Raw genomic sequence first — 13,354 nt, forward strand, 5'->3', positions numbered from 1 at the left:
GGCGGTGCTTCGCTACCGCCCGAGCACGACGTGATGAGGGAGACCGCGAGAAGGACACCGGCGAGACGTCGGATGATCATCCTGCAAATGCTAGTGGCGGCCGACGCCCTGGGCGCTCAGCAGGGCAACCCCCCGGGGTGCGAGGACAGGGGACTCGTTGCAAAAACATAGGGATTTCCCCGATTCGTCGGGGCCGCCGGGCCCCTAATGTTTGACGGGTAGCGCTCACTGACTGGGGCGCCGTGAGTCGAGGGGTCTCGCGGCGCACCGGCACGAGGTCCACACACGTGGCGGTGGTGGTTCGGATGGGGGGATTCGACCACCACCGCCATGGGTGTCCAGCCACGTAGGCGTTTGGTCCTAGGTTTGGGGGACCGCGGCCAGCAGCCGGCGCGTGTATTCGTGCGAAGGCGCGGCGAAGACGTCGGTCGCATTGCCGGCCTCGACGACCGCGCCCTTGAACATCACGGCAACGTCGTGCGCCAGGTGCTTGACCACCGACAGGTCGTGCGAGACGAACAGGTAGGACAGGCCGAATCGCTCCTGCAGGTCCAGCAGCAGGTTGATGATGCCTGCCTGAATCGACACGTCCAACGCCGACACCGGCTCGTCGAGTGCCAGGATCTTCGGCGCGACGGCCAGGGCCCTGGCAATGCCGATGCGCTGCTTCTGTCCACCGGAGAACTCACCGGGGTATCGGCTGGCATCCTCGCGGCGCAGCCCGACAAGGCTCAGCAGCTCGGCCACCCTGGCATCGATCTCCTTCTTTCCGGACCCGTTGGCAGTCAACGGCTCCGCGAGCACGTCGAACACGGGGAGGCGCGGATCGAGGGATGCGACGGGGTCCTGGAACACCACCTGCAGATCGCCTCGCAGCGCTCGCCGGCCCCTCCGGTCGAGCGTCGAGACGTCCCGGTCGAGCACCTCGATCGAACCACCCTGCGGGGCAGTCAGTTCCAGGATCTGATGCAAGGTGGTCGACTTGCCCGACCCCGATTCCCCGACGATGCCCAACGTCCTGCCCTGGCGCAGCTCGAAACTGATGCCGTCGACGGCCCGCACCTCGCCGATCCGCCTCCGAAACACGACGCCCTTGGTCAGCTCGTAGGTCTTGACGAGGTTCTCGACGCGCAGCACCACCGGAGCGTCGGGGTCGGGTGCGCGGTCGGGTGGCTCGGTCGAGATGCCGTAGACGTCCGGTGCGGAACGTCCCGCGACGTCGTCGGTGCGGATGCATGCGGCCTCGTGCTGAGGGCCGACGGAACGCAGTGCCGGTTCGTCGACGAGGCAGTCGTCGACGGCCAGCGGACAGCGCGGCGCGAAGGGGCAGCCGGGAGGCAGCGCCGCCATCGACGGAGGGGCACCGGGGATGGGGACCAGGCGTGCACCCTGGGCGGCGTCGAGCCGTGGGACCGATCCGAGCAGTCCGACGGTGTAGGGCATGACGCGCCTCGACGCCAAGTCCTCCACGGGCGCCGTCTCCACCGCCTTGCCCGCGTACATCACCAACGCCCGGTCGGCGAACTCCGACACCACCCCGAGGTCATGGGTGATGATCAGGACTCCGGCGCCGGTGACGTCGCGCGCGGTCCGGAGCACGTCGAGGATCTGGGCCTGCACGGTCACGTCGAGCGCGGTCGTCGGCTCGTCACAGATGATCAGGTCGGGGTCATTCGAGATCGCCATCGCGATCACGACGCGCTGACGCTCCCCTCCGGATAGTTCGTGGGGGAAGGCTCTGGCTCGCCGTTCGGCCTGGGCGATGCCGACCAGCTCGAGCAACTCGACAGCCCGGGCTTGGGCGGCGGTACGGCTCAGGGTGCGCTGGTGCAGCCGGACGGCCTCGGCGATCTGGTCCCCGACGGTGTACACGGGTGTCAGCGCCGACATCGGGTCCTGGAAGACCGTCCCGATCCGGCGGCCCCGCACCCGGGACATGCGCCTGTCGTCGAGCCCGATGAGTTCGTCGCCATGAAGGCGGACCGATCCCGAGACCATGGCGAACTCGGGAAGCAGGCCGACGATCGCCATGGCCGTCGCCGACTTGCCCGCCCCGGACTCGCCGACGAGGGCCACCACCTCGCGGGGGCGCACGTCGAAGGTCATGCCGCGCACCGCGGCGACGTCTTCCGCGTCGGTCGGAAAGGTGACCTGCAGATCGCTGACCTGGAGCAGTTCGGTCACTTGCGCCTCCGCAGAGTTCGCGCGCCGGGATCGAGCGCATCGCGAAGGCCATCGCCGATCTGGTTGGCGCACAACACGATCAACACCAGCACGCCGGCCGGGAACAGGAACACCCACGGGAACGTCTGCATGGAGGCGGTGCCGTCGGCGATCAGCGTGCCGAGTGACACGTCGGGCGGCTGAACACCGAAACCCAGGAAGCTGAGCCCGGTCTCGGCGAGGATCGCCGCGCCCACGTTGAGTGCGGTGTCCACGATCAGGATCGACGCGACGTTCGGCAACACGTGCCGAACGATCACCTTCCAGTTGCTCACGCCCATGTAGCGTGCGGCCGTGACGTATTCGCGTTCGCGAAGGCTCATCGTCAAGCCGCGGACGATCCGCGAGCTGATCATCCAGCTGAACGCCGACAGCAGCACGATCAGCCAGAAGGTGGTGCTCGAATCCTTGATCCGGGGCGTCACGACCGCGATCAGGATGAAGCTCGGGACGACGAGCAGCAGGTCGACGATCCACATCGCAATCCCGTTGCGCCACCCGCCGAAGTAGCCGGCGACGGAGCCGACGGCCGCGGCGATCGTCGTCGAGATCACGGCGACGCAGACGCCGATCAGCAGCGACTTCTGCATCCCGCGCAAGGTCTGGGCGAGCAGGTCCTGTCCGAGCGCGTTGGTGCCGAACCAGTGGCTGAAGCTCGGCGGTTGTTGCAGTGACCGGTAGTCGAGTTGGCTGTAGTCCCAAGGCAACAGCGGTGGCAACGCGAAGCAGGCGACGAACAGCAATACCAGGATCGCCAGTGCGGCGACCGACAGTCGGTTGCGGAGGAACCGCCGCCAAATCAGGGCGCGGCGTGACGCGAACGCCCCCGCGTCGATCCCCGACTCGGCGGCCGAGCTGGCATCGGTCATCACCGGCTCGGTGTCCTGCTTCTCCTGTCGCATCAGAGTCTTGCTCCTCGCGTCCGCTGTAGCTCTCGTGCTCCTCGCGTCCGCTGTTGACCTCTTGCTCCTCGCGTCCGCATCACGCCACCCGCACCCTCGGGTCCAGCGCCGCATACACCACGTCGGACAGCAAGCCGCCCAACAGGATCACCACGCCGAAGAACACCGTCACGGCAGCCATGATGTTGGTGTCCTGGGTCGTGATGCCCTGCACCACCCACTCACCCATGCCGTGCCAGCCGAAGATCTGCTCGACGAAGATCGCGCCCGTGACCAATCCGGCGACGCTGTAGGCGAACAACGTGGCCATCGGGATCAGCGCCGTGCGCAGGCCGTGCTTGAAGAGGGCCTGACGCCGCGTCAGACCCTTGGCCCGCGCGGTGCGGATGAAGTCCTGGCCCAGCACGTCGAGCATCGCGTTGCGTTGGTACCGGCTGTATCCGGCGATCGACATCACGGCAAGGGTCAGGGTCGGCAGCACCAGGTACTGCAGCCGGACGGCTAGCTGGCTCCAGAACCCGCCTACCACGCTGGGTGGCGCCTCACCGGTGTACTCGAACACGTTGAACCCCACCGAAGTGTTCACCGTCAACGCACCAAGGATCAGCAGGTTGGCGAGCACGAACGTCGGGGTACTGATCACCACCAAGGACGCGACCGTGATCACGCGGTCCGAGAGGCGGTACTGCCGGACGGCGCTCCACGCCCCGAGTAGCACGCCGATGACCGTTCCGAGCAGGGAGCCGATCACCACCAGGCGCAGGCTGATACCCACCCGGCGCCACAATTCTTCGGTCACCGGTTGCCCGGTGACGGTGGTGCCGAAGTCACCCCGCACCGCGTCTGCCGCCCAGTTCACGAAACGCTGGGGAATCGGCTGGTCCAGACCCAGCTCGGCGGCCTTGGCAGCGATCACGGCGTTGGTGGGCCGCGGGTTGCGTTCCAGCAGGCTATCGAGCGGATGGAAGGTGATCGAGGTGAGGCAGAACACCAGGAAGGACGCCATCACCAGGAGGACGACGTAGTTCAGGAGCCGACGAGCCAGGAATCGCGTCATGTCGCGCCCATCGGATACCGCATGGGCACAGGGTAGGAGATCGATGCCCAAAAGCCCCGTTACCTGCGCGGCGGGTGGGCAAGAGACTGGCAGTACGGGCACAGTGGCCTCCCAGTCTGCGCGCGTTCACTGGACTGCATCTGCACCAACATCCGCCCCATTGCACAGTCGAATTCAGGATCGGAAGTGTGACATGCACTACAACGCAAAGATGTTCGCCGCGATCGTCGGAGGGAGTGCCGTGGTAACCCTCGGCGCGCTCAGCGCCAGCATCGTCGGGGGTCAGACCGCGCCCGCGTCGGCGTCGGGAGCACCCACGATGACCATGGGCGCAACCAGCACTGTGACCACTCCGCCGAAGGTGGAGGCCGTGCAGGACGCGGCCCCGTCGATCAAGGGTCCGGCGCCGCTGCCGTCCGAGGAGCAGGGCCTGCCCGGCTGAGAGTCCGCAGGGAGTCTCCCGCACGTTTGGTATGCGGCCGCTCCGGTTACTCGAAGCGTGAAGGGGTTCCAGCCCGGGCCCCTCACCCAGACGCATTCGAGTTGACCGAAGTGGAGTGATCAACGTGAAGAGCAAGAACCTCAAACTCATTGCCGCAACGGCAGGGGCCGGTGCGATGCTGTCCATGGGAGCACTGACGGTGGCCACCAGTCAGGCCGAGCCCGCCCCTCCAGGTCCGGTTGAGCCGACCGAGGTCACCACGGGTGAGACCACCACCGAGACAACGGCGCCGCTCACCCCGACGACGACGATCGCGACACCGACCATCGAGGGTCCGGCTACGCTTCCTTCGGAGCAGGAGGACGCGCTCTAACGCGGCCTTAGGCTTACGCGAGGGGAGGTCTCATGGAATCCACCATGACGGCCTCCCTTTCGCGCGTCCCGGTGATCGTCACGCGCTGACCGACCGAGAAGGGCGGTGGCGCAGCGCCTTCCGCTGCGCGGATCACGTACGTCTGGGTGAACCCGTCGTCGCTCCTTGCGGTGACCGAGCTGGCGTCGATGGCCGTCAACTGGCCGGTCTGGCTGACTCTGGTCTCGAAACCTCCGCCGCCCTCGGTGACGACGTACTCGCCGTGGAGCTGGTCGCGCGCCACGTCGGAGACGTGCGGCGCCGAGGCGGGCGGGCCACCCGGGCCGTGCAGACCCGGGGCAGCGCCGTGGTACCTGCCGCCGGTTGCTGCTGAGATGGCGGCGCCACCGACTCCCGCGATCGCGGCGGCCACTGCGATGGCGCCGATGGTGCTCTTCGCTCCCCAGGTGGTCATGAACTGACTGTGCCCGGTCTTCGTGAGCGTTCGCTGTGAATCGGTGCTTCACAGCGCGCGCATAGAAACGGCACAGGGTCAGCCCATCGGATGGGTCGATAATGACAACGATGACCACCACCAGCGGATCAGACAAGGACCGCGCGGACCCGGCCCGCGTCGTGATGCGCCGGTCCGACGGCAAGCCGATCAACGTCCTGGTCGTGGACGACGAACCCGTGCTCGCCGAGTTGGTGTCGATGGCGCTGCGCTACGAGGGCTGGGACATCGCCACCGCTGGCGACGGTGAGTCGGCGATCGCCTCGGCGCGCGAGAACCCGCCCGACGTCGTCGTGCTCGACGTCATGCTCCCCGACATGAGTGGTCTCGACGTGCTGCACGAGCTGCGAGCCCAGATTCCTGGACTTCCGCTGCTGCTACTGACCGCCAAGGACTCCGTCGAGGACAGGATCGCGGGATTGACCGCGGGCGGTGACGACTACGTCACCAAACCCTTCAGCCTCGAAGAGGTGGTGTTGCGCCTGCGCGCCCTGCTGCGACGCACGGGCGTCGCCGACGAGACGGGCGGTGCGCAGATCGTCGTTGGCGATCTGGTACTCGACGAGGACAGCCACGAGGTCACGCGCGGCGGTGACCCGATCACGTTGACCGCGACCGAGTTCGAGCTGTTGCGGTTCATGATGCGAAACGCGAAGCGGGTGCTGAGCAAGGCCCAGATCCTCGATCGGGTGTGGAGCTACGACTTCGGCGGTCGGTCCAACATCGTCGAGCTCTACGTGTCGTATCTGCGCAAGAAGATCGACAGCGGCCGTGAACCGATGATTCACACGCTGCGCGGCGCGGGGTACGTGCTCAAGCCGCCGCGATGAGTATCGAGGGGCCCACCCAGTCGCACAGCCGGATGCTCTCACCCCGCACGTGGTCATTGCGGGTCAGGCTGCTGCTCACCCAGATCGTGCTGCTTGCGGTGGTGTGCGCGAGCATCGGGATTGCGACCGAGTTTGCGCTGCAACGCTTTCTGATGCGGCAACTCGACCAGCAACTCATCGAGGCAGGCAGGCGCTCAGCCGCGATATACGAGCTGCCGCCACCGGCGTTCGATGGCGTGCTGCCCCGTCCCGGCCCGCCGAGGAACGCCCCGCTCGGACCAGGTCCACCGGGGCCCGCCCCCCCAAGACCGGGGCCGCCGACGTTTCCCTACGGGGAGCGTTTCGACCCCGAATACGGCCCTGGCCCTGGATTCCTCAACGCTCCCGGGCAGGCGACACGCACCGTCGGCGCGGTCATCTCCCCCTCGGGGGCAATCGATGCCGGGCTCATCACCGCCGACGGTGGGCGCGCCACGATCAGCCGTGCTGCCGAGGCCCAGTTGGCCAGCGTGCCAGCCACACTCAAACCGGTGACGCTGCACTTGGACGGTCTCGGCAGTTACCGGGTGATCGCGCTGCATCCGCGGCACGGCAACGCGACGATCGTCAGTGGGCTGCCCACCGCCGTCGTCGACGACACCCTGCTGTGGGTGCTTGGGATGTTCTGCGTCGTCGCGGTGATTGCCCTGCTCGCCGCCACCGGGGCGGGCATCTTCGTCATCCGACGTCAGCTCGCTCCGTTGTCCAGGGTCGCCTCCTCGGCCCGCGAAGTCGCCGACCTGGAGCTCGACAAGGGCGAGGTGCGATTGCCGAGCCAGATCGTCCAGGTCGACCCGGCGGCCGCGCACACCGAGGTCGGCCAACTCGGTTCGGCGCTGAACCGCATGCTGGACCGCGTCGCGAGCGCGCTGTCGGCTCGGCATGCCAGCGAGACCAGGGTGCGTCAGTTCGTCGCCGACGCGAGCCACGAGCTGCGCACCCCGCTAGCCGCCATCCGGGGTTATACCGAGCTGGCTCAACGCAAACGGCGCGAACTGCCCGACGACGTCGCCCATGCGATGAGCCGAGTGGAGTCCGAGACCGAACGCATGACGCATTTGGTCGAGGACATGCTGTTATTGGCGCGACTTGATGCCGGGCGCCCACTGGGCCGCGAATCGGTCGACGTGTCGAGGCTCGTCGTCGACGCCGTCAGCGATGCCCATGTCGCAGGCCCCGAGCACAGGTGGGCGCTGGACCTTCCTGAGGAGCCCGTCACCGTCGTGGGCGACGAGGCCCGCCTTCAGCAGGTTTTGGCGAATCTGCTGGCCAACGCTCGGACGCACACCCCAGGCGGAACGTCGGTGACCACGTCGCTGACGCAGGACGGCGATGCCACCGTGCTGACGGTGTCCGACGACGGTCCCGGCATCTCCGCGGCGCTCTTGCCGGAGGTGTTCGAGCGGTTCGCCAGGGGCGACTCGTCGCGGTCGCGGCGCTGGGCCGCTCCCGCCGGGGCCTCCGGTAGCGGCGGCAGCACCGGGCTCGGCCTGGCGATCGTGGCCGCCGTGGTCAAGGCGCACGACGGGACCATCGAGGTCCGCAGCGAGCCCGGCCGCACCGAGTTCGTCGTGAGGCTGCCGACGCACCCGTCGGCTTCACAGCCGAGCCACAGGTCGAACCAATCCGGGGCCTAGCCGCAGTCACCACAATCGTCGTGGTGACTGCCATGCTGTCGCGCGCCGCGAAGAGCGCCGACGACCTCGTCGAGACCCCTCCCACCAGGTCGGGGGTTGGCGAGCGCGTTGCGTTCGGGATGCTGCTGGTGGCGACGGCGGCTCTGTACCTGTGGAACCTGTCCGCCAGCGGATGGGCGAACGGCTTCTATTCGGCGGCCGCGCAGGCCGGTGCCGACAACTGGACGGCGATGCTGTTCGGCTCCAGCGACGCCGCCAATGCGATCACCGTCGACAAGACTCCGGCGGCGTTGTGGGTGATGGACGTCTCGGTGCGACTGTTCGGTCTCAACTCCTGGAGCGTGCTCGCGCCACAGGCGCTGGAGGGCGTCGCCGCGGTCGCCCTGCTGTACGCCGCGGTGCGCCGTGCGGCCGGTCCATCTGCGGCACTGCTGGCTGGCGCGGTCTTTGCGCTGACACCCGTGGCCGCCTTGATGTTCCGCTTCAACAACCCCGATGCGCTGCTGGTACTCGCGCTCGTCGCAGGGGCGTACTGCGTGCAGCGGGCCTGCGAACGCGACAGCAACCGGTGGTGGATGGCGGGCGCAGGCGTCGCGGTCGGCATTGGCTTCCTGGCCAAGATGCTGCAGGCCTTCCTGGTACTGCCTGCGTTCGGCGCCACCTTCCTCATCGCGGCGGCCGTTCCGCTGCGCACCAGGCTGCTCCGGTCGGTGGGCGCGGTGGTCGCCATGATCGTCGCCGGTGGCTGGTACCTGCTGCTGGTGGAGGTGTGGCCCGCGTCGTCCCGGCCCTACATCGGCGGCTCGCAGCACGACAGCATCATCGAACTCGCGTTGGGCTACAACGGCTTCGGTAGGTTGACCGGCAACGAAACCGGCGGACTCGGCAACATGAACTTCGACGTCGGGTGGGACCGGCTCTTCGGCGAGTCGATGGGCGTCTACATCGCGTGGCTGATACCCGCGGCCGTCGTCTGCGTCGTCGCGGGCCTGCTGATCACCCGGCGTGCCCCTCGCACCGATCCGACGCGCGCGGCGCTCATCCTGTGGGGTGGTTGGTTGGCGGTAACGGCCGTCGTCTTCAGCTTCGCCAACGGCATCCTGCACCAGTACTACACCGTCGCCCTCGCACCGGCGATCGCCGCAGGGATCGGGATCGGATCGATACTGTTGTGGCGCAACGCGTTCGATGGTCAGTCCGCCCTTGCCGTCCGGACGGCGATGGCGGGCACCGTACTGGTGACCGTGATCCTCGCCGCCGTGCTGCTTGCCCGCCGTGCGGACTGGTTGCCGTGGCTTGACACCCTGGTGGCGATCGCGGGGGTGGGGGCCGCCGTGCTGCTGCTGGTGTCCAACCGGCTCCCGGTGCGGGTGGCCAACGGCGTGGCAGTGCTGTCGGTGCTGGCGTGCCTCGCCGCGCCGGCGGCCTACACCGTCGCCACGGCGGCGACGCCACACACCGGTGCCATCCCGTCGGTCGGCCCCGCGCGAGGGCACGGTGGTTTCGGCGGCCCCGGTGGGTTCGGTGGTCCCGGTGGGTTCGGTGGTCCCGGCGGTTTCGGTGGTCCCGGTGGCTTTCTCGACATCCCGGAGGCCGGGCCCGCCCTGACCGCCCTGCTGGCCGACGATGCCGATCAGTTTCAATGGACCGCCGCGGTCGTCGGCTCGAGCAGCGCCGCCGGCTACCAGTTGGCAGCTGGTGCACCGGTGATGGCGGTCGGCGGGTTCAACGGCACCGATCCCGCGCCGACCCTCGCCGAGTTCAAGCAGTACGTCGCCGACGGCCGCATCCACTACTTCCTGCGCGGGCATTCGATGTTCGGGCCCGGCGGGCCAGGTGGGCGCGCCGGGAGCGGAAGCCACGACGCCGCCGACATCACCACGTGGGTCGAACAGCACTACGGCGCGAAGACAGTGGACGGCGTCGTCGTCTACGACCTGACCGAGGACTCATAGCCGGTGCATAGCTAGTTCAAGAGGCCACCACACACGGCAGATCGACGATGGAGTCATGACAGACATGAAGGACGACGTGCTGGTGACGAACGACCCCGCGGTGTCGCGTGGGACGGGCTTCGGACCCCGGTCCAACGCTGCGGCCGACGCCAGGGCACTCGGCGTTCCAGTGCTCGACGTGGTCATTCCGGTCTACAACGAGCAAGCGGCCCTTGCCGATTCGGTCCGCCGCCTGCACCGCTACCTGCAGCACAGCTTCCCCTACCCGGTCCGGATCACCATCGCCGACAACGCCAGCGTCGACGACACCCCCCGCATCGCCGCCGAACTGGCCGCCGAACTCGACGGCGTCCGTTCGGTGCGGCTGGAGGAGAAGGGTCGGGGGCGTGCACTGCACGAGGTCTGGTCGGCCTCCGATGCCATGGTGCTGGCGTACATGGACGTCGACCTGTCGACCGACCTCGCGGCGGTGGCCCCGCTCGTCGCCCCGCTGATCTCCGGTCACTCGGATCTGGCGATCGGCACGCGCCTTGGCCGCGGTTCGCGGGTGGTGCGCGGCGCCAAGCGCGAGTTCATCTCGCGGTGCTACAACCTGATTCTCAAGTCGACGCTGCACGCCCGGTTCTCCGACGCGCAGTGTGGCTTCAAGGCGATTCGCGCCGACGTCGCACATCGCCTGCTGCCGCACGTTTCCGACACGGGCTGGTTCTTCGACACCGAGCTGCTGGTACTCGCGGAACGCAGCGGGTTACGCATCCACGAGGTCCCGGTGGACTGGGTCGACGATCCCGACAGTCGGGTGGACATCGTCGCGACGGCGGCCGCCGACCTGAAGGGAGTCGGCAGGCTCCTTCGCGGATTCGCCAGCGGGTCCATCCCGGTGCATGCGATCGCCGCCCAGTTGTCCCCGTCTCGAGGCTCAGGAGCGCCCAATTCGCTTCTGCGCCAGGTGGTCCGATTCGCCGCCGTCGGTGTCGCATCGACCGCGGCGTATCTGCTGCTCTTCGTCCTACTGCACGGCGTCATCGGCGCCCAGGCCGCGAACCTGATTGCGTTGCTGCTGACGGCGATCGCCAACACGGCCGCCAACCGACGGTTCACGTTCGGCGTCGCCGGGCGGACGAAGGCGGCGCGCCATCACGTCGAGGGACTCATCGTGTTCGCCATCGCGCTGGCCATCACCAGCGGCGCGCTCGCCGGCCTGCACGGCGTCGTCGACCAACCCCACCGACTGGTCGAACTTTCCGTCCTCGTCGCCGCGAACCTGCTGGCGACCGCCGTCCGCTTCGTCCTCCTGCGTGGCTGGGTGTTTCACCCCCGCCGCACCCGCTGACCACCACCCCGTCGAGATACCGAGGAATCCAACCGTGACACTGACCGCAGACGTCCTTCCCCCCGAGGCGGCCACCGAAGCGCCCCGACCGCCGGAACCCCGGTGGACGAGGCCGGCGTTCTGGGCACTGCTCGCCGGAACCGCCGTGCTCTACCTGTGGGGCCTTGGCTCCTCGGGCTGGGCGAACGGCTACTACGCGGCCGCCGCGCAGGCGGGCACGCAGAGCTGGAAGGCGTGGCTGTTCGGTTCGCTGGACGCGGGCAACGCCATCACCGTGGACAAGCCACCCGGCGCGATGTGGGTGATGGGCTTGTCGGGAAGGCTCTTCGGCTTCAACGAGTTCACGATGCTGCTCCCGCAGGCGCTGATGGGTGTGGCCGCTGTCGCGGTGCTCTACTTCACCGTCCGCCGGACCAGCGGCCCGACGGCGGGCCTGATCGCCGGGGCGGTACTCGCCGTCACCCCCGTCGCGACCTTGATGTTCCGCTACAACAACCCCGACGCCCTGCTGGTCCTACTGCTCGTCGTGGCGGCGTACTGCACGGTGCGCGCCATCGGTGCGGCCAGCGTGCAGTCGATGTCGATGTGGATGGCCCTGACGGGGACCGCGGTCGGCTTCGCGTTTCTGACCAAGATGCTGCAAGCGTTCCTCATCGTGCCCGGCTTGGCGTTGGCGTTCCTCGTCGCGGCCCCCGTCGGGATGTGGAAACGACTGGGCGCCTTGCTCATCGGTGGATCGACGATGGTCGTGTCGGCCGGCTGGTACGTCGCGCTGGTGAGTCTGTGGCCCGCCGGCTCGCGGCCCTACATCGCGGGCTCCACCGACAACAACCTGCTGCAACTGGCCTTTGGCTACAACGGCATCGAACGGATCGCCGGCAACGAGGGGGGCGGCCCTGGCGGCGGCGGTCCCGCCCATGGACCCGGCCGTGGCGGGATGAACCTGTTCTTCGGCGGCGACCCCGGCATCACCCGACTCTTCGGGGCGTCGATGGGCGTCGAGGCGTCGTGGCTGCTGCCCGCCGCGCTCATCGGGTTGGTGGTCGGCCTGGTGCTGACGTGGCGGGCAGCGCGCACCGACGGTACCCGGGCGGGGCTGTTGCTTTGGGGCGGTTGGCTTCTGGTCACGGGTGCGGTGTTCAGCTTCATGGCGGGCACGGTGCACCCGTACTACAACGTGGCGTTGGCCCCGGCGGTCGGTGCGGTGGTGGGCATCTCGGTGGCGCAGCTGCTGCGGCGGCGCGAATGGTGGCCGGCCCGGCTGGTGCTGGCCGTGATGCTTGCCGCGACAGGAGGGTGGGCGTTCGTGCTGCTGGATCGGACCCCCGAGTGGTGGCCGGCGGTGCGCTGGGCGGTGCTCGTCGGCTCGATCGTCGTCGCGCTGGTGTTGGCGCTGCGCGCACACCGGCTCGGCCACGCTACCGCTGTGGTCGCGATCGCAGCGACCCTCGCGGGTCTCGGTGGCTCGGCGGCGTTCTCGATCTACAACGCGACGCAATCGCACAGCGGGCCCGGCACCATGTCGGGACCCACCAAGGCGGGCGAGGGCTTCCCGGGTGGCGGGTTCGGCGGACCCGGCGGACCCGGCCGTGGCGGTGACAACACTCAGGTGGCAGCACTGATCACCGGTCTGCCCAACCGATGGGCGGCGGCCGCGGTGGGCTCGATGTCGGTGAGTGACCTCGAGCTGAAGACGGGCGCATCGATGATGGCGATCGGTGGCTTCACCGGCGGCGACCCGTCGCCGACGCTGGCCCAATTCCAGCAGTACGTCGCCGACGGTCAGGTGCGCTACTTCCTGGCCGACTCCGGCCGGGGCGGCCCCTTCGGACATCGGACCGGCAGCGCGGCCGACATCACCGCATGGGTGGAGAAGACCTTCACCAAGTCGGACGTCGGTGGCACGACCGTTTACGACCTGCAGTCCAAGGCGTGAACGGGTTCTGATCAGGCCGATTCTCGTTCTCGGAATGCGCGCAGGTGTCGACTACCCTCACGCCGACGCATCAGTAATCCACGGGAGGTCCCAATGTCAGTGACCGACGAGTACCTGAAGAACAACGAGGCCTA

At 68.3% G+C, this 13,354-nt stretch carries 11 protein-coding genes; 7 read left to right on the plus strand and 4 right to left on the minus strand.

Annotated elements, in window-relative coordinates; genetic code table 11:
- Positions 1 to 360: 360 nt before the first annotated feature.
- From oppD to oppB, 3 genes are all read right to left on the minus strand, one after another.
- Positions 361 to 2,184: an oligopeptide ABC transporter ATP-binding protein OppD gene (oppD, locus tag ABW137_RS33575; protein WP_526406897.1), complete on the minus strand. Its 1,824-nt coding sequence runs from the start codon at positions 2,182 to 2,184 to the stop codon at positions 361 to 363.
- The gene (gene oppC, locus ABW137_RS33580) at positions 2,181 to 3,092 is read right to left on the minus strand and encodes an oligopeptide ABC transporter permease OppC (RefSeq protein ID WP_526406909.1); all 912 of its coding nucleotides are present in this window, start codon (positions 3,090 to 3,092) and stop codon (positions 2,181 to 2,183) included. Before oppC ends, oppD begins: the two co-directional genes overlap by 4 nt.
- A gap of 112 nt (positions 3,093 to 3,204) precedes the next feature.
- Positions 3,205 to 4,182, minus strand: coding sequence for an oligopeptide ABC transporter permease OppB (gene oppB / locus ABW137_RS33585; RefSeq protein WP_526406899.1), 978 nt, complete (start codon positions 4,180 to 4,182; stop codon positions 3,205 to 3,207).
- Between the two features lie 193 nt (positions 4,183 to 4,375).
- On the opposite strand from oppB, the gene ABW137_RS33590 reads away from it, so the two are divergent.
- A complete protein-coding gene (locus ABW137_RS33590; RefSeq protein ID WP_526406901.1) occupies positions 4,376 to 4,624 on the plus strand; it encodes a hypothetical protein in 249 nt (82 codons plus the stop codon).
- A 124-nt stretch (positions 4,625 to 4,748) separates the two neighbouring features.
- Positions 4,749 to 4,997 carry a hypothetical protein gene (locus tag ABW137_RS33595; protein ID WP_526406903.1) on the plus strand — a complete coding sequence of 83 codons (249 nt, stop codon included), beginning with the start codon at positions 4,749 to 4,751 and terminating at the stop codon, positions 4,995 to 4,997.
- A 13-nt stretch (positions 4,998 to 5,010) separates the two neighbouring features.
- On the opposite strand, the gene ABW137_RS33600 is transcribed toward ABW137_RS33595, so the two are convergent.
- A complete protein-coding gene (locus ABW137_RS33600) occupies positions 5,011 to 5,451 on the minus strand; it encodes a hypothetical protein (protein ID WP_526406904.1) in 441 nt (146 codons plus the stop codon).
- Between the two features lie 164 nt (positions 5,452 to 5,615).
- Between ABW137_RS33600 and ABW137_RS33605 the strand changes: the two genes are divergently transcribed.
- The 5 genes from ABW137_RS33605 (at position 5,616) to ABW137_RS33625 (ending at position 13,220) form a co-directional block, all read left to right on the plus strand.
- On the plus strand, positions 5,616 to 6,320 hold the full coding sequence (locus tag ABW137_RS33605; protein WP_526406911.1) for a response regulator transcription factor: 705 nt from the start codon (positions 5,616 to 5,618) through the stop codon (positions 6,318 to 6,320).
- Positions 6,317 to 7,996, plus strand: coding sequence for a sensor histidine kinase (locus ABW137_RS33610; RefSeq protein ID WP_526406906.1), 1,680 nt, complete (start codon positions 6,317 to 6,319; stop codon positions 7,994 to 7,996). The genes ABW137_RS33605 and ABW137_RS33610 overlap by 4 nt, the downstream gene beginning before the upstream one ends.
- 32 nt (positions 7,997 to 8,028) lie before the next feature.
- Positions 8,029 to 9,951, plus strand: coding sequence for an ArnT family glycosyltransferase (locus ABW137_RS33615; RefSeq protein WP_526406913.1), 1,923 nt, complete (start codon positions 8,029 to 8,031; stop codon positions 9,949 to 9,951).
- A 64-nt stretch (positions 9,952 to 10,015) separates the two neighbouring features.
- Positions 10,016 to 11,284 carry a bifunctional glycosyltransferase family 2/GtrA family protein gene (locus ABW137_RS33620; protein WP_526406915.1) on the plus strand — a complete coding sequence of 423 codons (1,269 nt, stop codon included), beginning with the start codon at positions 10,016 to 10,018 and terminating at the stop codon, positions 11,282 to 11,284.
- Positions 11,285 to 11,318: 34 nt separating this feature from the next.
- A complete protein-coding gene (locus ABW137_RS33625) occupies positions 11,319 to 13,220 on the plus strand; it encodes a glycosyltransferase family 39 protein (RefSeq protein ID WP_526406907.1) in 1,902 nt (633 codons plus the stop codon).
- The last annotated feature ends 134 nt before the right edge of the window (positions 13,221 to 13,354 follow it).

This window comes from Mycobacterium sp., assembly GCF_040509115.1.
GTDB lineage: Bacteria > Actinomycetota > Actinomycetes > Mycobacteriales > Mycobacteriaceae > Mycobacterium.

What these genes read in the sequence shown, in the direction of transcription:
- oppC (WP_526406909.1), bottom strand. Translation starts at nt 3,092, where the DNA reads ATGACCGATGCCAGCTCGGCCGCCGAGTCGGGGATCGACGCGGGGGCG.
- oppB (WP_526406899.1), bottom strand. Translation starts at nt 4,182, where the DNA reads ATGACGCGATTCCTGGCTCGTCGGCTCCTGAACTACGTCGTCCTCCTG.
- ABW137_RS33590 (WP_526406901.1), top strand. Translation starts at nt 4,376, where the DNA reads ATGCACTACAACGCAAAGATGTTCGCCGCGATCGTCGGAGGGAGTGCC.
- ABW137_RS33600 (WP_526406904.1), bottom strand. Translation starts at nt 5,451, where the DNA reads ATGACCACCTGGGGAGCGAAGAGCACCATCGGCGCCATCGCAGTGGCC.
- ABW137_RS33605 (WP_526406911.1), top strand. Translation starts at nt 5,616, where the DNA reads ATGCGCCGGTCCGACGGCAAGCCGATCAACGTCCTGGTCGTGGACGAC.
- ABW137_RS33610 (WP_526406906.1), top strand. Translation starts at nt 6,317, where the DNA reads ATGAGTATCGAGGGGCCCACCCAGTCGCACAGCCGGATGCTCTCACCC.
- ABW137_RS33615 (WP_526406913.1), top strand. Translation starts at nt 8,029, where the DNA reads ATGCTGTCGCGCGCCGCGAAGAGCGCCGACGACCTCGTCGAGACCCCT.
- ABW137_RS33620 (WP_526406915.1), top strand. Translation starts at nt 10,016, where the DNA reads ATGAAGGACGACGTGCTGGTGACGAACGACCCCGCGGTGTCGCGTGGG.